Raw genomic sequence first — 18,618 nt, 5'->3', positions numbered from 1 at the left:
GGGCGCTAAGCTCGCGCCCGTGAGTCGCTCCCCTGCCCCGCCGCCCAAGCCCGACGACGCGCGCCAATTGGCCGCGCTGCTGACATCCACCGACCTGGCCGCGGCCGAGGCCCAGGCGCGCGCCTGGACCGAGCGCCGGCCGCAGCATGCCGCCGGCTGGGCCGTGCTGGCCACGCTGCTGCAGCGCCAGGGCCGGCACGACGAAGCGCTGGCGCCGCTGCGCCATGCCGTCACGCTGGCGCCCACCGACGTGGGCCTGCAGTACAACCTGGGCAATGCGCTGCGCCGCGCCGGCCGGCCGGACGAGGCCGCCGAGCACTACCGCCGCGCGCTGGCGCTGCAGCCCGACCACGCCAAGAGCCATTACAGCCTGGCCAACGTGCTGCGCGACACCGGCCGGCTGGACGAGGCCCGGCGCGGCTACCAGCTGGCGCTGCGCATAGCCCCCGACCACGCCGAGGCCAGCCTGAACCTGGGCAACACCTGCCTCGAGCTGGGCCTGCTGGCCGAGGCCGAGGCCGCCTACCGCCGCGCCGCGCAGATCAAGCCCGACTGGGCCACGCCGCACTTCAACCTGCATGCGCGGCAGCTGGCCGCCGGCCGCACCGACGCCGCGATCGACGCGCTGCGCGCGGCCCACGCGCGCGAGCCCCACGAGCCGCGCCACGCCTTCTTCCTGGGCCTGCTGCTGGACCATGCCGGCCGCGGCACCGAGGCGCTGCCGCTGTTCGACCAGGTGCGCCACGGCCCGCCGCTGGGCCTGGCCTGGCTGGATGCCTGGCAGATGCTGCGCGATGCCAGGCACCATCCAAGGCCGCTCACTTTGTGCGGCAGCGCGATCCAGACCTTCCAGCTGGCGCTGGGCGCGGCGCGGCCCGACGGCCTGGTGCTGGAGTTCGGCGTGCGCTGGGGCAAGTCGATCCGCCAACTGGCCGCGCTGGTGCCCGGCCCGGTGCATGGCTTCGACAGCTTCGAGGGCCTGCCCGAGGCCTGGCACCACGAGCCGCGCGGCAGCTACTCCACCGGCGGCCAGCTGCCCGAGGTGCCGCCCAACGTCACGCTGCACCGCGGCTGGTTCAACGAATCGCTGCCGCCCTTCCTGCTGTCGCAGCCCGGCCCGCTGCGCCTGGCCAACATCGACTGCGACCTCTACAGCTCCACCGCCACGGTGCTCAGCCTGCTGGCCGGCCGCGTCGGCCCCGGCACCGTGCTGGTGTTCGACGAATACATCGGCAAGCGAGGGCTGGGCCTACGAATACCTCAGCGCCAGCTTCGCCACCAAGCAGGTGGCCGTGCGCATCCTGCCGCGCTGATCCGGCGGCGCTGATCCGGTCGCCCCCGTCAGCCGGCCTCGCGCAGGATGGCTTCGGCGCGCTTCAACACCGGCAGGTCGACCATCTTGCCGTCGACCGCCACCGCCGCGCCGCCCGAGGCCTGCACCGCGGCGACGATGCGCCGCGCCCAGCGCCGTTCGGCCTCGCTCGGCGCGAAGCCCGTGTTCACCGCGGCCACCTGGCGCGGGTGGATGCACAGCTTGCCGCCGAAGCCCAGGCGCCGGGCGCGCTGCACGTCCGCGTCCAGCACAGCCGCATCGTCGATCGCGGTGCTGACGCCATCGATCGGCGCGCCGATGTTCGCCAGCCGCGACGCCAGCACGATGCGCTGACGGAAGTACAGCAGCTCATCCTCCAGCGCATCGCGCATGCCGAGGTCGACCTGGAAGTCGATCGAGCCGAAGGCCAGCGCCTGCACACCGGGCGCGCGGGCGATGGCGTCGAGCGCGGCAAAGCCCGCGGCCGACTCGATCAGCGGCAGCACCGCCAGTCCGCCGGCCTGCCGCAGCTGCCCGACCGTGTCGGCCCGCTCGGCCTTGGGCAGCATCACCGCGGCGACACCGGGGTGGCCGCACAGCGCCAGGTCGTCGTCGAACCACGGCGTGCCGGCGGCATTGATCCGCACGATCACCGGCCGCTGCGGCGCGAGCCACGCGCGCAGCGCCTCGCGCGCCGCCGGCTTGTCGGCCGGTGCCACCGCGTCTTCGAGGTCGACGATCACGGCATCGGGCCCGGCGGCCAAGGCCTTGTCGAAGCGGTCGGCGCGGTGGCCGGGCACGAACAGCAGCGAGCACAGGCGCATCGTCGATCCGGCCGCTTCAGCCGAGGAACGGCGGCAGGTTCCGGGCTTCCGCCAGGGACCAGACGCGACCGATCACGCCGCGCATCTCGGCTTCGCTCGCACCATCGGCATAACGCGCCAAGCGCACGGCCTTGTCTTCCAGCTCGGGCCGGCTCAGCGTGTTGCCCGGGTCGCCCTTGGGTTCGTCGACGCGGGCCTCGAAGCGGCGGCCATCGGTGGTCTGCACCTGCACCTTGCCGATCCAGCGCGAAGGATACGCAGTGTCGACCTCGGCATCGAGCACCATGCTCACCTTGTCGCGGAAGGCCTGCACCGCCGGCGCGCGGTAGTCGGCATCGAACTCGCCCAGGCCCGCGCTGCCGCGGGTGGCGATCAGGCCCAGCACCGTGCCCATCGAGAACTTGGCCTGGTGCACCGTCTGCGGGTCGACCACCGGGCCCAGCACGTCGATGGCGCCCTGGTGCACCTGGGCCACCACCTGCTGCACCGCATCCGCGGCCAGGTGGTGCTCGCGCATCAGCGCCTGCAGCGCATCGGCGGCCGGGTGGGTGTGGCGGCAGGAGGCGTGGTACTTGAATGAGGTCTCGGCGGTGGCCCAGCGCGTGCCCAACCGGTCGGCCAGGCGCGCCGGATCGGCATCGCTCGACATGCCGGCGGCCATGCCGCGCGGCCCGTCGAAGATGCGCTGCGCGCCGGTGAAACCGTCGCGCGCGAGATAGGCGGCGGTCAGGCCGGTGGCCGCGGCATGCGCGGTGTGCAACTGCTTCGAATCGGCCGCGTCGCGCAGGAACTCCCACAGCCCCGCGGCCTGGGTGCCGGCCGAGCCGAAGGCATGCAGCATCTGCTCTGGCGTCAATCCCAGCAGGCTGCCGACCGCGGCCGCGGCCGCCACGCCGCCGGCCGTGCCGGTGGTGTGGAATACCTTGTAATGCGAGCGTCCCAGGAACTCGCCGACCCGGATGCCGACCTCGTAGCCCACCACGCTGGCGCACAGCAGCGCGCGGCCGCCGAGGCCCAGGGCCTGCGCCACCGCCAGCGCCGGCGGAAACACCACCGCGGCCGGATGGAACACCGAGCCGTTGTGCACGTCATCCTGTTCGGCGAAGTGCGAAGCGGCGGCATTGATCGCCGCGGCCACCAGCGGGCTGGAGCCGCGGCGGTGGATCAAGACCTCGCTGGGGCCGTCCGCCGGGCCCATGCTGGCCATGAAGCGTGCGATGGTTTCCACCGGCCGCGCGCCCTTGCCGGCCAGCGCCGAGCCGAACCAGTCGAGGAACAGGTCTTCGGTGCGGCGCAGCACCGGCGGCGGAATGTCCTCGAAGCGCAAGGTGGAAGCGAAGGTGGCCAGCGTGCGGCCGGGGTCGTTGGTGGCGTCGGTGCTCATGATGAAGCGGTGTCCTGCAAGGCGCCGATCTGCTCGGCGCTGTAGCCCAGTTCGGCCAGGATCGCGGTGGTGTGCTGGCCCAGCGCGGGCACGGCGTCCATGCGCGCACTTTCGGCGTCAGGAACGCCCGGCGGCAGGGTGGCCGGTACCGGGCCGGCGGGCGTGGCCACCTGCACCCAGCGTTCGCGCGCGCGCAGCTGCGCATGGGCCCAGACCTGGGCCATGTCGTTGACCTGCGCGTTGGCGATGCCGGCTTCGTCCAGCCGCTGCGCCACCTGGTCGGCCGTCAGCCCCGCGAAGGCCTCGACGATGAGCGCGCGCAGTTCGGCCCGCGCGGCGCTGCGCTTGGCGTTCCGGTCGTAGCGCGGGTCGGTGGCCAGCGCCGGGCGTTCGAGCACGCGCTCGCAGAAGCTGCGCCATTCGCGCTCGTTTTGCAGGCCCAACATCACGGTGCGGCCGTCACCGGTGGGGAACGGGCCGTAGGGGTAGATGGTGGCGTGCGCGGCGCCGGCGCGCGGCGGCGGCGCGGCACCGTCGTAGGCGTAGTACAGCGGGTAGCCCATCCATTCGACCATGGCTTCGAGCATCGACACGTCGATGCGCTTGCCGCGGCCGGTGCGGCCGCGCTCGATCAGCGCCGCCAGGATGTTGGTGTAGGCATACATGCCGGCGGCGATGTCGGCGATCGAGCAGCCGGCTTTCGCGGGTTCATCCGGGCTGCCGGTGATCGACACGAAGCCCGATTCGCTCTGGATCAGCAGGTCGTAGGCCTTCCTGTCGCGGTAGGGACCGGGGCGCGCGGGGTCGTCACCGTAGCCCGAGATGTCGCAGACGATCAGCTTCGGATGGCGCTCGCACAGCGCTTCGTAGGACAGGCCCAGCCGCGCGGCGGCGCCGGGCGCGAGGTTCTGCACCAGCACGTCGGCCTCCTGCAGCAGCCGGTCCAGCACCTCGCCGGCCTGCGGGTGCTTCAAGTCCAGCGCCAGGCTTTCCTTCGAGCGATTGGTCCACACGAAGTGCGAAGACAGGCCCTGCACCCGCTGGTCGTAGCCGCGCGCGAAGTCGCCGACGCCGGGCCGCTCGACCTTGATCACGCGTGCGCCCAGGTCGGCCAGTTGCCGCGTGCAGAACGGCGCGGCGATGGCATGTTCCAGTGCGACGACGGTGATACCTTCCAAAGCGAGCGTCATGATTGGCTGTCGTTGGCTTGATGGGGCTGGCGCGGCAAAGCCGGGCGTGGGCTGTGCGGCCAGGGCTACATGGCGGTCGGCTCTGGCGAGCCGACTGCCCTGCGCTGATGTCTGATTGCCCTGGCCGCACAGCCGCGCCCGGCTTCGCAGAACCAGTGGTGGCATGCGGATAGGCGCAGTGCTCGGTGCCTCGCAAAGCCGGTGGCCGGTGCGCTGGCCGGGCGATCAGGAGACCAGCGCCGAGCAGCGCAGCGGGCGCGGGTCGGCGACCGAAGGGAGCTGGGCGGGAGTGTCTGAGGCCCTGTACTCAGGGCCGAGTTGCCCGCCCATCCCGCGTCCGCGAGCAGCGCAGGGTACCCAGCCCGCTGGGCTGGGCGCGGTCTCCGCCCGGCCGGCGCACCGGCCACCGGCTTTGCCGCTCGGTCCAGGAAGCCAACGAAGAACATCAAAAACTCCGCGGCAGCCCAAGCAGGTGCTCGGCCACGTACGACAGCACCAGGTTGGTCGAGATCGGCGCCACCTGGTACAGCCGGGTCTCGCGGAACTTGCGTTCGACGTCGTATTCGCAGGCGAAGCCGAAGCCGCCGTGGAGCTGCAGGCAGGCGTTGGCGGCTTCCCACGAGGCCTTGGCGGCCAGGTACTTCGCCATGTTGGCCTGGGCGCCGCAGGGCTGGTGGGCGTCGAACAGGCGGCAGGCTTCCCAGCGCATCAGGTCGGCGGCTTCCACCTCGATGTGCGCTTCGGCGATCGGGAACTGCACGCCCTGGTTCTGGCCGATCGGTCGGCCGAACACCACGCGGTCCTTCACGTAGCGGCTGACGCGGTCGATGAACCAGCGGCCGTCGCCGATGCATTCGGCGGCGATCAGCGTGCGCTCGGCGTTCAGCCCGTCCAGGATGTACTTGAAGCCCTGCCCTTCCTGGCCGATCAGGTTCTCGGCCGGGATCTCGAGGTTCTCGAAGAACAGCTCGTTGGTCTCGTGGTTGACCATGTTCGGGATCGGCCGCACCGCCAGGCCGTGGCCGATGGCCTGGTGCAGGTCGACGATGAAGATCGACATGCCCTCGCTCTTCTTCTGCACCTCGGCCAGCGGCGTGGTGCGCGCCAGCAGGATCATCAGGTCGGAATGCTGGATGCGCGAGATCCACACCTTCTGGCCGTTCACCACGTAGCGGTCGCCGCGCTTCACCGCGGTGGTCTTGATCTTGGTGGTGTCGGTGCCGGTGCTGGGCTCGGTGACGCCCATGCTCTGCAGGCGCAGTTCGCCCGTCGCGATCTTCGGCAGATAACGTTCTTTCTGAGCGACCGACCCATGCCGCAGCAGCGTGCCCATGTTGTACATCTGGCCGTGGCAGGCGCCGGCATTGCCGCCGCTGGCGTTGATTTCTTCCATGATCACGCTGGCTTCGCAGAGGCCCAGGCCCGAGCCGCCGTAGTCCTGCGGGATCATCGCGGCCAGCCAGCCGGCCTTGGTCAGCGCGTCGACGAAGGCTTCGGGGTAGCCGCGCTCGGCATCGATGCGGCGGTGGTACTCGTCCGGGAATTCGGCGCACAGCGCGCGCACGGCGTCGCGGATGTCGGGGTAGCGGCGGTCGGTGGATTCGGCCATGTCGATCAGTGGTGGATGGTTCAGCCCAGCTCGGCCTGGGCCTGCATCGCCAGCCAGCCTTCGTGGTCGCGCGCCCACAAGCCGACGCGGCGCTCGCCCTCGGGCCGGCCGCAGACGCTGAAGGGGTGGATGTCGAAGAGAGGCCGCAGCGCCTTGAACGCAAAGCGCCTGACGCGGGTCTGCGGCTGCTGGCGGCGCAGCGCGTCCAGCAGCAAGGTGGCGATCAAAGGGCCATGAACGATGAGGCCAGGGTAGCCCTCTACCTCGGTGACGTAGCGGCGGTCGTAGTGGATGCGGTGGCCGTTGAAGGTGAGCGCCGAATAGCGGAACAGCAGCACCGGGTCGGGCACGATGGCGCGGCTGAATGCGGCGTCCGCCGGTGCAGCCAGCGGCGCGGGACCGGGCGCGCCGGCCTGCGGCATGTCGCGGTAGACGATGTCGTGCTCTTCCTCGATGGCGAGGCCGCGCGCATTGGAGATCTCGTGCCGCACGGTGACGAACACCAGCGTGCCGCTGCGGCCGCGCTTGACCTGCACGTCGGTGACGCGCGAGACGCGCGTGAGCTCGTCGCCCACCTGCAGCGGATGGTGGAACTCGAGCCGGCCGCCGGCCCACATGCGGCGCGGCAGCGGCACCGGCGGCAGGAAGCCGCCGCGCCGCGCATGGCCGTCGGGCCCGAGGTCGCGCGCCAGCGACTGCGGCGTGAAGTACAGCCAGTGCCACAGCGGTGGCACGTCGCTGCCGGGCAGCGGCTCGCCGTCTTCGCGGTCGAGCGTGGCCGACAGCGCGGCCAGCGGCGCTGCGGTGACCAGGTCGCTGCGCCGCTCGCTGCGGCCGATCCATTCACGCAACCCGTCCAGCGCAGGGTCGGCAGCGGCGGTGGTCGAAGGGTCCGGGAAGGCCATGGCGCCACTGTGCCCGCAAGGCCCGGTGGCGGCAATTCGCAATTCGGGAACAGGCCCTTTGCGCGCGCCAAACCCGGGCGCCACAATCGCCGCATGCAGCAGATCGTCGACTTCATCCTCGAGCTGGACAAGCTCAAGGCGGTGACGCGCAAGACCCGCCCGCTGGGGCAGGCGCGCTACGAGAACAGCGCCGAGCACAGCTGGCAGATCGCGCTGCTGGCCGCGTCGCTGGCGCCGTATGCGCCGCAGCCGGTGCAGATGCCGCGCGTGATCGAGATGCTGCTGGTGCACGACATCGGCGAGATCGACACCGGCGATGTGCTGGTCTATGCCGACCACGACCCGGCCGCGCGCAAGGCCGAGGAGTTTGCCGCGGTGCAGCGCATCTTCGGCCTGTTGCCCGGCGTGCAGGCCGAGCGCTTTCTCGCGCTGTGGCAGGAGTTCGACGAAGCCCAGACGCCCGAGGCACGCTTCGCCCATGCGGCCGACCGGGCGATGCCGGTGCTGCTGAACCTGGCCAACCAGGGCCAGAGCTGGCGCGAGAACGGCGTGCGCCATGCCCAGGTGGTGGCGCGCATCGGCCCGCCCATCCGCGAAGGCTGCCCGGCGCTGTGGGACTACCTGCAGGCGCGGCTGAACGCGGCCCTGGCCGAAGGCTGGTTCGGCAGCCATTCGCCCGCCACGGTGCGGACCGGGCCGGCAGCGTGGGTCGCCGCACCTGTCGCGCTGCTGTCGCTGGCCGCCGCGCTGGCCACCAGCCCCGCACCGGCCCATGCGGCCACCGAACCGCTCACGGTCGCCGCCCCGGGCTTTCCCACCGCCTTCGTGCTGGACAAGCTCAACGCGCGCGCCGCCTTCCTGGCGGCCAAGGCCACTGGCGAAGGCTCGCTCACCGCATCGAAAACCGCACGCGAACTGCAGCTGATGATCGGCAATGCCCGCGCCGCGCTGCGCGACCAGGCCGACGAGCGCTGGGACAAGCTGGGCGCCGACGAGCAGGCGCTGCTGCGCAGCCTGGACAAGGCCGCAGCCGTCACGCCCGACCCCAAGGCCGACCACGGCCGCATCGAAGACCCGGTGCAACTGGACGTGGCCGCGCAGGTGACCCGGCCGCCCTTCAGCGAGGACAAGCCCAGCCTGCGCAAGGTGGAAGGCGCCACGCAGGCCTGGCACCGCGACAAAGGCAGTTACCGCGTCACGATCCACAGCAACCTCGCGGCCGCCGGCGCGATGAGCTATGCCGTCACCATCGCCGGCCAACCGGCGCCGCCACAGTGGCTGCAGGTGACGCCGCCCGGCATCCTGCAGCTGACCATTCCGGCCGCGGCACTGGCCGACAACTTCGGCGACCGCAACCTGGTGCACCTACCGGTTGAAGTGAGCGGCGTGTTCCCCAGTCGCTCATGGAAGTTCTGGCAGTCCAACACCATCGCGCTGAGCTTTCCGTTCAGCCTGGAGCTGCTGCCACGCAAGCCCTTCAGCTACACGCTGAAGGACAGCACGCACCCGACCGAGGTCGACCCCGGCCGCACACTGGTGGCCAAGGGCAAGCCGGTGCTGGTGCCAGGCTGCGGCGCGCCGCGCTGCGTGCACGACCACAACGTGTGCAACGAGGTGCCCGCCGGCGCCAAGCCGGTGGAGGCCATCAACTTCAGCGACAGCATGGTGGCCGACCCCAACGGCGGCTGGACCAGCGCGGTGATGGCGATGCCCACCGGCTTCTGCGCGGTGTTCAAGCAGCAGTCGCCGAATGTCGCGCGCACCGTCAGTTTCGACGTGCGCTACAACCCGGTCAATGGCGACCGCAAGGTCACCGAGCGCAAGCTCAAGCCCCTGCGCCCCGACAAGCCCGGTGAAGCGCCGGCCGAGGTGGACGCGCTCGAGCTCGGCCGTGCCTACGTCGGCGAGCTGGCCGCTGATCGCATGGGTTATGAGCTGCAGCTCAAGGCCTTCACCGGCCAGACCTACAGCGCGTCATCCGGCAGCGCACCGTCGAGCCCGATGATCAAGCTGACGCCGCCCGAGCGCAGCGCGGACAACACCAGGCTGCAGTTCAGCGTGCAACTGCCGTGGTGACCGCAGCCAGCGGAACCAGCGCACGTACGTCTGCTGCGCGTTCTTCAGCGTTGGCTACAGCGCACTGGCATCGCGCTTGCCCGCAATGGGACGTGCGGGGGTGATGACCGCATTGTCGGCAAGGTACCTGTTGTACTGCGCCAGCAGGTCGGTCACGACTTCTGGGTGAGCCCCTGCCAGGTTCTGGGTCTCGCCTCGGTCGCTGTCGATGTTGTAGAGCTGCCAGGGCACGTTCGCAAAGCTGGTCGGCGCCTGGCCCGGTGGCACGACAGAGCTCAGCTTCCAGCCGTCACGGATCAGGTAGCCCTGACCCAGGTACTCCAGCGCAAGCACCGAATTGGCAGGCCGGACGGCCGGGGGCGTGGCGGAAGTCGATTCCAGTGCGGCGCGCACCGAAATGCCGGTGATGGGCTTGATGGTCTTTCCCTGGTAGCTGCCATCCGGCTTCTTGACGCCCGCCAGATCCAGGAAGGTGGGCAGCAGATCCTTGACTTCCACAGCAGCCTGCAGTTGCGGCCGCGCGTCGCGCTGACGCGGCATCTTGATGAGTGCCGGTACGCTCACCGAGCCTTCCGCCCCGGTGAACGTCTTCCACAGCCTGAAGGGAGACGCACTGACTTCCGCCCAGCGCTCGCCGTAGGAGTAGGTCGAGCCGGCCCGGCCGATGTCGGCCAATGGGGACGCCGCCGTCGCAGCAGCGCCGGCCGCCGGGCCACTGTCTGATCCGTTGTCGGACATGAAGAAGATGACGGTGTTGTCGTACATCCCCTTGTCCTTCAGGTATTGAACGATGCGACCGATGTTCGCATCCATGTTCGACACCATGGCGGCGTAAACCTCCATCGTCCGTGCTTGGACGGCCTTCTCCTGATCGGTCAGCTCCGACCAGCGCTTCTTGCCCGTTCCTCCCGCCGCGACACTCGCAAGCCCCGGGTTCTCGGCGAAGTTGGCGGGGATGATGCCCAGCTGCTTCATGCGAGCAATCCGGCGTGCGCGAATGACGTCGTAGCCTTCGTCATAGCGACCCTTCTGCGCCGCAATGTCGGCGTCCGGTGCCTGCAGCGGCCAGTGCGGTGCGGTGAAGGCGGCGTAGGCGAAGAAGGGCTTGCCGTCGGCGCGATCGCGCTCGATGTAGGACAGCAGCTTGTCGGTGTAGGAGATGCTCGAGTAGAAATTGGCCGGAAGACTCGTGGCCGGGAACTCTACGTCGTCCTCGGTGTAGGTGACGCGGTCATAGGTCGACAGGGGCTTCCCAGGAACGGGCGCAAAGTGCGCGCCGGCGCCACTGAGCAAGGCATAGGAATGCTCGAATCCCTTCTTGTTGGGATAGTGGGACGGCAGGAAGTAGGAACCCGGTGTCGGCGTGGACTTGAATTCGTACGCCAGATGCCACTTGCCCGCCATGTAGGTGTGATAGCCAGCGTCCTTCAACAGCTGGGGCATCGTCACCACGTTGTCGGGCATGTGTCCCGCATAAGCTTCCGGCACGTTGTCAAAGCCGAAATCGACCCCAAACGGCGCATTCTTGGAGTTCAGCAGCGCCAAGGTGTTGTTCTCCAGCAGCGACACGCCAGCCCTGTGGCTGTCCGTGCCGGACATCAGCATGCCTCGTGTGGGCGAGCACGCCGGCGCCGTGTAGAACCGGGTCAGGACACGCCCCTCCCGCACCAGGGCATCGAGGTTCGGCGTCGAGATCTCGCTGCCGAAGGCGCCAATGTCGGAGTAGCCCATGTCATCCGCGACGAGGACCAGGATGTTCGGGCGCGCCTGTTCTGCGTCGTCGGATCCGCCGCATGCGGCAAGGGACCCGGCAAGCGCCGCGACAACCGCGGCGGCGGGAATGGCTCGATGCAGGACGATGCTTTTCATGCTCACGCTGTCTCCATGATTTGAAGATTGATGCAATGGCGCCAATGGCCTCGGATGGCGGTTCACCTTGCTGACGGCGCGGCACCCACGCGAAGCACGGTACGAAATCCCACGTGCGAGGTCGCCAGGTCCGCCTCCTGCGCCTCGCGCGCCGTGACGCGGTAGCGCATGCAATAGTTTTCGGCGCACAGGAAGGATCCGCCCTTGATGACGAGCCGCTCGCTGTCGTGCGTCTTGGCCCCCGCGCTCTTGGCGGTCTGCCAAGGGTCACCGTTCCCATGGGCTTGATGGCCACCGGTATAGCGGTCGCGCGTCAGCTCCCAGGCGTTGCCAATCATGTCGGCGAGGCCATAGCCGTTCTTCGGGAAGCAGCCCACCGGCGCCAATGCCACGAAGCCATCCTCCTTCGTGTTCACGTCGGGGAAGATGCCTTGCCAATAGTTGGCCACGGGCCTGCCCTTGGGATCGCGTGGCTGCCTATCGACCAACTCCTGCCGACCACCGCCAGCAGCGGCGTACTCCCACTCCGCTTCGGAAGGCAGGTCGCGCCCCATCCACTTCGCATAGGCAAGCGCGTCGTGCTGCGTGACCTGGACGACCGGCTCGTTGGGCTGGGCGCGCGCTGCGCTGGAAGGGCCCTCGGGCATCCGCCAATTGGCGCCCTGGATCCACTGCCACCAATCCCCATCGCGTCTGCTGCGATCTGATTTCTTCGGGGCCTTGAAGACGGCACTGGCCCCTTCCCGCTCTGCATCGGTCACGTACCCCGTGGCCTTCACAAATTCGGAGAACTGGGCATTGGTCACTTCTGTCCGGTCGATCCAGAACGCGGCAATGACAATCCGCTCGCCGCTCGGCGCCTCGTCTGCATACCCGCCCTGGGACCCCAGCACCACACTGCCGGCAGGCACCAGCGTCATGCCGGACTTCGTCCGCGGTGCGAATCCCTCGGGCAGGCCGCGGGAGCGCAGGCAAGCAACTGTCGGATCATCTGCAGTGGGAATTCGCGCCGCCGAGCCTGGGACGATCGCACACGAGAACACCAGCAACACACAACACGCTGCCAGCAGATTGAAGTCTTGTGCCCCGGGCTTCATCGTCTTATCGCATTTCGAATCAGCGTGGCGTCACGCGAGCCACCTCAGCCCCAGCCAGGACCCCTGCAGACGGTTCACACCAGAGTCGTTCCAGCGCTTGCTGCTGCAGAAGACTTTAGGGCGGCGACCCTTTGTTGTTGAAATCAAGAGCCCCTAGGGTTTGCGCGTGGCATGAGGCTGTGCGTGCCGTTCAGGCAGAGGAACGCTGCAACAGTCCCGTCGCGATGGCGGGCTACCAGCGCGGCGGCCGAACCGCAGTCCGGGCGGACAGCGTCCGGATCGCCTTCAGGCGCCGGTCGTGCGACGGCGCCGACGGTTGGCGTGCGGCAGATCGGGACCCGCTGCCATGACCTCGGCCGCCGACTCGAGCTTGGCGAAGATGCGATCGAGGTGCGCGCGGTCGGACTCGGTGATGGCACTCGTCAGGTGCGCATCGAGCGCCGTGACGACGGGATACAAGGAGTCAAGAATGGCGCGAGCGCGCACCGTGGGCTCGATCTGCAGGCATCGCCGGTCACTGGGTAGCGGCATGCGGGACGCCAATGCCTTGCTGCCCAAGCTCGTGACGGTTCGTGAAGTCCGGGTCGGCTCCATCCGAGCACGCCGAGCAAGTTCGGTGGACAGCATGTGGCCGTGCCGCGGTGTGATGGCGTCGCTCGGCCTCAAGGTCTGCATCGCTGCAAGCGTCCCCGCGCGAGCGATGCCGTCCACAACGGTGACGCCAGACGCGGCGTTCGCGATCCGCGCCGATGCCGAAGCGATGGCGGTGGCACCGTTCGTCACTTGCACCTGGTAGACAGAGTTCGTCATGCCTCCGTCAACGGGTGTGTCGCTCACCTTCTCGATCAAAGTGACACCCGGTGTCGGGGTCTCGGCCCCGCCACCGTCTCCGCCGCACGACGCGAGCATGAAGGCCAGAAGAGGCGCCCCTGCAGCCAGACTCGCCAGCCGCGTGCGTTAGTCCCATCCAGAGTGCATTGATATCTCCTTGCCCAGCGGGCTGCGAGCAACTACCAATCTGACTCTAGTGAGCTGACCAATACTTCAAGAAATCAAGTGTCTCGGGGGTTTTCACCGCCAGGAATGCGTGCCTTCTCTTCGTTCCTTTGGAGTGCTATCAGTCAAAAAGAGCGTCAACAGTGAGTGATCGAGCAAAGCCCTTTCGATGAAGCTGCTTCAGCCGTCGACGGGCTGCGCCGGCGTATCGAGGATGCGCTGGTAGAATGCCAGGTCCAGCCAGCGGCCGAACTTGAAGCCGGCCTGGCGGATGATGCCGGCCGGCTCGAAGCCCAGGCGCTGGTGCAGCGCGATGCTGGCCGCGTTGCTGGCATCGATGCCGCCGATCATCGTGTGCACCTCGCGCTGGCGCGCGGCGTCCACCAGCGCCTGCAGCAGCAGGCGGCCCAGGCCGCGGCCGCGGTGGTCGCGGTGGATGTAGATCGAATGCTCGACGCTGTACTTGTAGGCCGGCCACGCCCGGAAGGTGCCGTAGCTGGCAAAGCCGAGCAGCGTGCCGTCGTCGTCCTCGGCGCCGATCACCGGGAAGCCGTTGCTGCGCTTGGTGGCGAACCAGCCCACCATGGTCTCGGGGGCGCGCGGCCGGTAGTCGTACAGCGCGGTGGAATTCACGATCGCCTCGTTGAAGATCTCGAGGATCGCGGCCGCGTGGCGGGCTTCGGTGCAGTCGATCAGCTTCATCGCCGCATGATCCACGATATTGGATTTCATGTCCATCATCGGTGACGACGCGGTAGCGGCCGGCGCACCAGCGGCAGCCCATGCCGGCCGGTCATCGGCAGCCGGCATACTCGGGTCGTGAAGATCATCGACGAGATGCTCAGCCTCGACCTGCTGAGTGCGCAGCAGCACCGGGCCATCGCGTCCTGGATGCGCAGCGCCCGCACGCCCGAGGCCATCATGGCCATGCCACCGCACCTGTGGCGGGCCATCGAAGCCGCGAGCATCGCGATGAACATCGATGCCGACCTCACCCGCCCGCCGTGGCTGGGACACGAGTAGCCCGCAGCGCCGCCCGCGCCACGGCGCTGGGCCTGGCGGCCGTGCTGCTGTGGAGCACCTCGGTCGGCATCACCCGCAACACCACCGAGCTGCTGGGTGCCACCGGTGCGCCCGCGGTGCTGTTCACCGTGTCGGCCCTGCTGCTGTGGCCCGGGCGCAGCGCGCTGGGCGCGGTGCCGCGCACCTACCTGTGGCTGGGCGGCCTGCTGTTCGTCGGCTACCAGCTGTGCTTCGTGCTGGCGCTGGCGCTGGCGCGAACCCGGAGCGAGGCCATCGAGGTGGGCATGGTCAACTACCTCTGGCCCAGCCTGACGGTGCTGTCCGCCACGCTCGCCGGCGGTCGGCGTCCCAACGCGCCGATGCTGCTGGGCCTGGGCCTCGCCTTCGCCGGCATCGTCACCACCGCGTCGCCGGCCGAGGGCCTGTCCCTGACCCGCTTCTTCGCGCATGCGGCCGCCCACCCGCTGAGCTACGGGCTGGCCCTGGGCGCCGCGGTGGTGTGGGCGCTGTACAGCACCTGCACCCGGTACCTGGCCGGCGGCCAGAGCGCGCTGTGGCTGTATGTCGCGCTCAGCGCCGCGGCCTTCTGGGTGCTGCACGCCCTGCAGGCGGATCGCGGCGCGATGCGCTGGTCCGTGGCGGCGGTCTGGCTGGTCGTGCTGTCCAGCGCATCGGTCGCGCTGGCCTACTCGTTCTGGAACCACGGGCTGCTGCACGGCAACATCCACCTGCTGGCCCTGGCGGCCAACGGCACGCCGGTGCTGGCCGCGCTGTTTGCGTCCGTGCTGCTGCGCACGCCGCTGACGCTCACTTTCTGGGTGGGGGCCTTCATGGTGGCGATCGGGTCGGCGCTGGCCGGCCATGGGTCGCAGCGCCTGGGCTCGCCGGCCCGCAGGATCTGAGGCCCGCACCATGTCCCACCGCCGCCCGCGCCAGATGGCTGGATCACGCGCCGCGCGCTGTTCGATGGGTCGCTGTTCAGCCTCGTGCACATCCGCTGCCGCCCGGTGCCGGGGCAGCGCCATCCGGTCGAGCACGCGACGAGCAATGTCATCGCCCTGCCCACCGCCGGCCTGTTCGCACTGCACCCGACGGAACGGCACCCGGTCCTGGCGACGCCCGGCCACGCCGTCTTCCTGTCCTGCGGCCGGCCCTACCGGGTGAGCTTTCCCGGCTGCATCGGCGACGAATGCATCACGCTGCGGCTGACGCCCGAGGGCCTGGACCGCCTGCTGCCCGAGGCCATGGCGGGCGATGGCTTCGAGGAGGCCACGCCGTTCGCCCGCGCGCTGCTGTCTCCGGCGGCGGTGCTCGCGCGCAGCCTGCTCGAGCGTCGTGTGACGGGCGTGGCGGTCGACCCGCTCGAGATCGAGGAACTGGGCATCGGCCTGCTGCGTTCGGCGCTGGGCGCGGTGCGCCCGCTCGACCGACCTCGGCCGCAGGCCCGCCACGTCGAGCGCGTGAAGGAGGCTATCTGCGTCGAGCCCGGCCGCAAGTGGACGCTGGCCGAGCTGGCCGCGCTTGCCGGCGTGTCGCCGTTCCACCTGGCGCATGTGTTCCAGCGCGAGGTCGGCACCTCGGTCCATCGCTATGCGATGCACGCGCGCCTGGCGCAGGCGCTGCAAGCCGTGCTCGACGCCAGGCTGGACATCACCTCGATCGCGCTGGACGCCGGGTTCGCGAGCCACAGCCATTTCACGGCCCGCTTTCGCGCCTGCTTCGGCATCACGCCCGATGCGCTGCGCCGGTCCGCACGCGGCGCGCAGGTGGCCAGCCTGCGCAAGATCGTGACAGCGCGGATGGCCGCGGCCGCCTAGAGTCGCCTCCCAGCAAGGAGGCAACGGATGTGGAACACCATGGCTTGCAGGGCGCTCGGCGGCATGATGGCCCTGGGCATCAGCGCGGGGGGCTGCATGGCCGCCGACACCGAGGCTGACCACCAGGCCGTCTACGCGCTGGACGTGCAGTACCAGGCGGCCGTCGAGCGCAACGACGCCGCGACGATCGCGCGCATCCACCACCCGGACATGACGCTGGTGCTGTCCAACGGCAGTGTCGTGCCCGGCACCCAGATCGAGCAGCGGGCGCGCGAGAACACCTGGCGCTTCGAGCAGCAGGTCGTGGTGGACGACTCGCGCACCGTGCGGGTGTTGAACGACACCGCCGTCGTCACCGCCAAGCTCTGGCTCAAGGGCTGGCGGCCGAACGGCGAGGCCTTCGACTACAAGGTCTGGTTCAGCGACACCTATGTCCGCACGCCGGGCGGGTGGCGCTACTTCTTCGGCCAGGCCGGGGCACCGCTGCCGGGCTGATGCCACCTGCCCGATCCGGGCCTGCGCCGACGCGGGCTTTGGGAAAGTTTTGGCCCCGCTTGGGGACGGCGCAGGGCCCCGCCGGCGACAGTGACGCCATCGACAACATCCTCGAGCGAGGTCACGATGGACACACTGATTCGCAGCACCCGGGCGCTGGCCTGGACGGCATCGGCCCTGGCCTTCGGTGCCGCCGCGGCGGCACCGATCAACACGCCGGCCGACGTGGCGCAGGCGCTGGGCGCGCTGCGCCAGGCCGAGGTGGTGTATGCCGCCGCCGACGGGATGCCCACCTTCCTGCGCGGCGAACTGGGCCAGGCGCCGCGCTTCGATGCGGCCAACCTGCCCGCCACCGAACGCGCGATGCGCCCGGTGCTGGCACCCGCGCTGGCCGCGCTGCGCCTGCGCGCCGACGACCTGCGGCTGCGCCGCGTCAACGCCGGCACCGACGGCAACCAGCACCTGCGCTACCTGCAGACCCATCAAGGCCTCGACGTCGTGGGCGGCGACCTGATCGTGCACATCGACAGCAGCGGCCGGGTGTTCGCGCTGAACGGCTCGGCGCGCGGCGACCTGCCCGACCGGCTCGGCGCGCCCGACGTCGGCGCGAGCGCCGTGCATCCGCGCGTGGCGGCCGAGCCGCGCTACGCCGGCATGTCGACCACGCCGCCGCGCCTGGTGTACCTGGCGCAGGCCGACGGCCCCACCCGCCTGGCCTACGAGACCGAGGTCACCGGCCAGCGCGGCCTGGACCCGGTGCACGACAAGGTCTACATCGACGCCGGCACCGGCGCCTTGCTGGCCGCCTACCCGCAAATCCACTTCTCGATGTACCGGTCGGTGTACAGCACCGGCGGCGGCACCACCCTGCCCGGCATCCGGATGCGCAACGAGGGACAGGCCGCGAGCTCCGACACCGACGTGAACGCCGAGTACGACGCGCTGGGCAACACCTACGCTGCCTACAAGTCCTTCTGGAATCGCGATTCGTTCGACAACTACGGCGGACAGATCGTCGCGTCGGTGCACTACAGCCAGAACTACTGCAATGCCTTCTGGAACGGCAAGCAGCTCGCCTTCGGCGGCGGCAACACCAGCACCGGCTGCCTGCCACTGGACCGCAGCCTGGACATCAGCGCCCACGAGTACACCCATGGCGTCACCGCATGGGAATCGGCCCTGCAGAACGGCAGCGAATCGGGCGGCTTGAACGAGAGCCTGTCGGACATGTTCGGCGCCTTCGTCGAGGCCTGGGTGGCCGGCGGCAAGACCGGCGCGCTGACGGTCTCGGCCAACACCTGGAAGATAGGCGAAGGCATCCTGCCGCAGGGCATGGTGCGCAGCCTCAACGACCCGGTCGCCGACGGCCACTCGCTCGACTTCTGGACCTCTTCGGCCAAGAACGCCGACGTGCACGACAGCGCGGGCATCTCGAACCTGGCCTTCTACCTGCTGTCGCAGGGCGGCAAGCATCCGCGCGGCAAGTCCACGATCCAGGTCACCGGCCTGGGCATGGACAAGGCCATCCGCATCTTCTACGAGGCCAACGTCAACCTGCTGCACTCCACCGCCACCTTCCTGCAGGCTGCGCAGGCCACGGTGCAGGCCGCGGCCAACCTGCGCTACAGCCTGGCCGACCAGGTGTCGGTGGCCCAGGCCTGGCAGGCGGTGGGCGTGCCGATCGCGACGCCGATCGACTCCAGCAACGACGGCGTGCCGGTGCTCGTCAGCGGCCAGGCCGTCGGCAACATCGCCGGTGCCCGCTACAGCCAGCAGTTCTGGAAGATCAGCGTGCCGCCCAACAAGGCGCTGACCGTGCAGATCTCCGGCGGCACCGGCGATGCCGACCTCTACGTCGGCTTCGGCGCCAAGCCCACGACCCACGCCTACGACTGCACGTCCTGGGGCGGCGGCAACAACCAGAGCTGCACGCTGAGCCCGACCAAGTCCGGCGTCTACTACATCCTGGTCTTTGGCTCGAACGTGTACTCGGGCGTCAGCCTCAAGGCCACGTACTGAAC

Annotated in this window: 16 protein-coding genes; 7 read left to right on the top strand and 9 right to left on the bottom strand. The window is 69.6% G+C overall.

Going from position 1 to position 18,618, the window contains the following annotated elements:
* Positions 1 to 19 precede the first annotated feature (19 nt).
* On the top strand, positions 20 to 1,327 hold the full coding sequence (locus tag ACILR4_RS05210) for a tetratricopeptide repeat protein (protein ID WP_395699775.1): 1,308 nt from the start codon (positions 20 to 22) through the stop codon (positions 1,325 to 1,327).
* A gap of 14 nt (positions 1,328 to 1,341) precedes the next feature.
* Here ACILR4_RS05210 and ACILR4_RS05205 read toward each other — a convergent pair whose 3' ends face one another.
* From ACILR4_RS05205 to ACILR4_RS05185, 5 genes are all read right to left on the bottom strand, one after another.
* The gene (locus ACILR4_RS05205) at positions 1,342 to 2,136 is read right to left on the bottom strand and encodes an HpcH/HpaI aldolase/citrate lyase family protein (protein WP_395699774.1); all 795 of its coding nucleotides are present in this window, start codon (positions 2,134 to 2,136) and stop codon (positions 1,342 to 1,344) included.
* Between the two features lie 16 nt (positions 2,137 to 2,152).
* On the bottom strand, positions 2,153 to 3,520 hold the full coding sequence (locus ACILR4_RS05200; RefSeq protein ID WP_395699773.1) for an MmgE/PrpD family protein: 1,368 nt from the start codon (positions 3,518 to 3,520) through the stop codon (positions 2,153 to 2,155).
* A complete protein-coding gene (locus ACILR4_RS05195) occupies positions 3,517 to 4,710 on the bottom strand; it encodes a CaiB/BaiF CoA transferase family protein (protein WP_395699772.1) in 1,194 nt (397 codons plus the stop codon). The genes ACILR4_RS05200 and ACILR4_RS05195 overlap by 4 nt, the downstream gene beginning before the upstream one ends.
* Positions 4,711 to 5,155: 445 nt before the next feature.
* On the bottom strand, positions 5,156 to 6,319 hold the full coding sequence (locus tag ACILR4_RS05190) for an acyl-CoA dehydrogenase family protein (RefSeq protein WP_395699771.1): 1,164 nt from the start codon (positions 6,317 to 6,319) through the stop codon (positions 5,156 to 5,158).
* A gap of 20 nt (positions 6,320 to 6,339) precedes the next feature.
* Positions 6,340 to 7,224, bottom strand: a complete 885-nt coding sequence (locus ACILR4_RS05185; protein WP_395699770.1) for a MaoC family dehydratase N-terminal domain-containing protein — start codon at positions 7,222 to 7,224, stop codon at positions 6,340 to 6,342.
* 93 nt (positions 7,225 to 7,317) lie between these two features.
* Between ACILR4_RS05185 and ACILR4_RS05180 the strand changes: the two genes are divergently transcribed.
* Positions 7,318 to 9,300 (top strand): HD domain-containing protein, encoded by a 1,983-nt coding sequence (locus tag ACILR4_RS05180; protein ID WP_395699769.1) that lies wholly within the window; start codon positions 7,318 to 7,320, stop codon positions 9,298 to 9,300.
* Positions 9,301 to 9,354: 54 nt separating this feature from the next.
* Here the strand turns inward: ACILR4_RS05180 and ACILR4_RS05175 are convergent, their stop codons facing one another.
* From ACILR4_RS05175 to ACILR4_RS05160, 4 genes are all read right to left on the bottom strand, one after another.
* Positions 9,355 to 11,169 (bottom strand): arylsulfatase, encoded by a 1,815-nt coding sequence (locus ACILR4_RS05175; protein WP_395699768.1) that lies wholly within the window; start codon positions 11,167 to 11,169, stop codon positions 9,355 to 9,357.
* A gap of 62 nt (positions 11,170 to 11,231) precedes the next feature.
* A complete protein-coding gene (locus ACILR4_RS05170; RefSeq protein ID WP_407062679.1) occupies positions 11,232 to 12,266 on the bottom strand; it encodes a formylglycine-generating enzyme family protein in 1,035 nt (344 codons plus the stop codon).
* Between the two features lie 285 nt (positions 12,267 to 12,551).
* Positions 12,552 to 13,115 carry a MarR family winged helix-turn-helix transcriptional regulator gene (locus tag ACILR4_RS05165; protein WP_395699766.1) on the bottom strand — a complete coding sequence of 188 codons (564 nt, stop codon included), beginning with the start codon at positions 13,113 to 13,115 and terminating at the stop codon, positions 12,552 to 12,554.
* Positions 13,116 to 13,442: 327 nt separating this feature from the next.
* Positions 13,443 to 13,964, bottom strand: coding sequence for a GNAT family N-acetyltransferase (locus ACILR4_RS05160; RefSeq protein WP_395699791.1), 522 nt, complete (start codon positions 13,962 to 13,964; stop codon positions 13,443 to 13,445).
* Positions 13,965 to 14,081: 117 nt separating this feature from the next.
* Between ACILR4_RS05160 and ACILR4_RS05155 the strand changes: the two genes are divergently transcribed.
* From ACILR4_RS05155 to ACILR4_RS05135, 5 genes are all read left to right on the top strand, one after another.
* A complete protein-coding gene (locus tag ACILR4_RS05155; RefSeq protein WP_395699765.1) occupies positions 14,082 to 14,285 on the top strand; it encodes a hypothetical protein in 204 nt (67 codons plus the stop codon).
* Entirely contained in the window at positions 14,267 to 15,187 is a 921-nt protein-coding gene (gene yddG / locus ACILR4_RS05150; RefSeq protein WP_395699764.1) for an aromatic amino acid DMT transporter YddG, read from the top strand. Before ACILR4_RS05155 ends, yddG begins: the two co-directional genes overlap by 19 nt.
* An 84-nt stretch (positions 15,188 to 15,271) precedes the next feature.
* On the top strand, positions 15,272 to 16,102 hold the full coding sequence (locus tag ACILR4_RS05145; RefSeq protein WP_395699763.1) for a helix-turn-helix transcriptional regulator: 831 nt from the start codon (positions 15,272 to 15,274) through the stop codon (positions 16,100 to 16,102).
* Positions 16,103 to 16,129: 27 nt separating this feature from the next.
* Positions 16,130 to 16,597 carry a nuclear transport factor 2 family protein gene (locus tag ACILR4_RS05140; protein WP_395699762.1) on the top strand — a complete coding sequence of 156 codons (468 nt, stop codon included), beginning with the start codon at positions 16,130 to 16,132 and terminating at the stop codon, positions 16,595 to 16,597.
* A gap of 126 nt (positions 16,598 to 16,723) precedes the next feature.
* On the top strand, positions 16,724 to 18,616 hold the full coding sequence (locus tag ACILR4_RS05135; protein WP_395699761.1) for a M4 family metallopeptidase: 1,893 nt from the start codon (positions 16,724 to 16,726) through the stop codon (positions 18,614 to 18,616).
* The last annotated feature ends 2 nt before the right edge of the window (positions 18,617 to 18,618 follow it).

The organism is Aquabacterium sp. (assembly GCF_044226965.1).
Classification (GTDB): domain Bacteria; phylum Pseudomonadota; class Gammaproteobacteria; order Burkholderiales; family Burkholderiaceae_C; genus Pseudaquabacterium.
The sequence above is the reverse complement of the archived record's forward strand: the minus strand, read 5'-3'. Positions and strand labels throughout refer to the sequence as shown.

Bases quoted from the DNA above. Each gene is read 5' to 3' on its own strand.
- ACILR4_RS05205 (WP_395699774.1), bottom strand. From the start codon at position 2,136: ATGCGCCTGTGCTCGCTGCTGTTCGTGCCCGGCCACCGCGCCGACCGC.
- ACILR4_RS05200 (WP_395699773.1), bottom strand. From the start codon at position 3,520: ATGAGCACCGACGCCACCAACGACCCCGGCCGCACGCTGGCCACCTTC.
- ACILR4_RS05195 (WP_395699772.1), bottom strand. From the start codon at position 4,710: ATGACGCTCGCTTTGGAAGGTATCACCGTCGTCGCACTGGAACATGCC.
- ACILR4_RS05190 (WP_395699771.1), bottom strand. From the start codon at position 6,319: ATGGCCGAATCCACCGACCGCCGCTACCCCGACATCCGCGACGCCGTG.
- ACILR4_RS05185 (WP_395699770.1), bottom strand. From the start codon at position 7,224: ATGGCCTTCCCGGACCCTTCGACCACCGCCGCTGCCGACCCTGCGCTG.
- ACILR4_RS05180 (WP_395699769.1), top strand. From the start codon at position 7,318: ATGCAGCAGATCGTCGACTTCATCCTCGAGCTGGACAAGCTCAAGGCG.
- ACILR4_RS05175 (WP_395699768.1), bottom strand. From the start codon at position 11,169: ATGAAAAGCATCGTCCTGCATCGAGCCATTCCCGCCGCCGCGGTTGTC.
- ACILR4_RS05170 (WP_407062679.1), bottom strand. From the start codon at position 12,266: ATGAAGCCCGGGGCACAAGACTTCAATCTGCTGGCAGCGTGTTGTGTG.
- ACILR4_RS05160 (WP_395699791.1), bottom strand. From the start codon at position 13,964: ATGAAGCTGATCGACTGCACCGAAGCCCGCCACGCGGCCGCGATCCTC.
- ACILR4_RS05140 (WP_395699762.1), top strand. From the start codon at position 16,130: ATGTGGAACACCATGGCTTGCAGGGCGCTCGGCGGCATGATGGCCCTG.
- ACILR4_RS05135 (WP_395699761.1), top strand. From the start codon at position 16,724: ATGGACACACTGATTCGCAGCACCCGGGCGCTGGCCTGGACGGCATCG.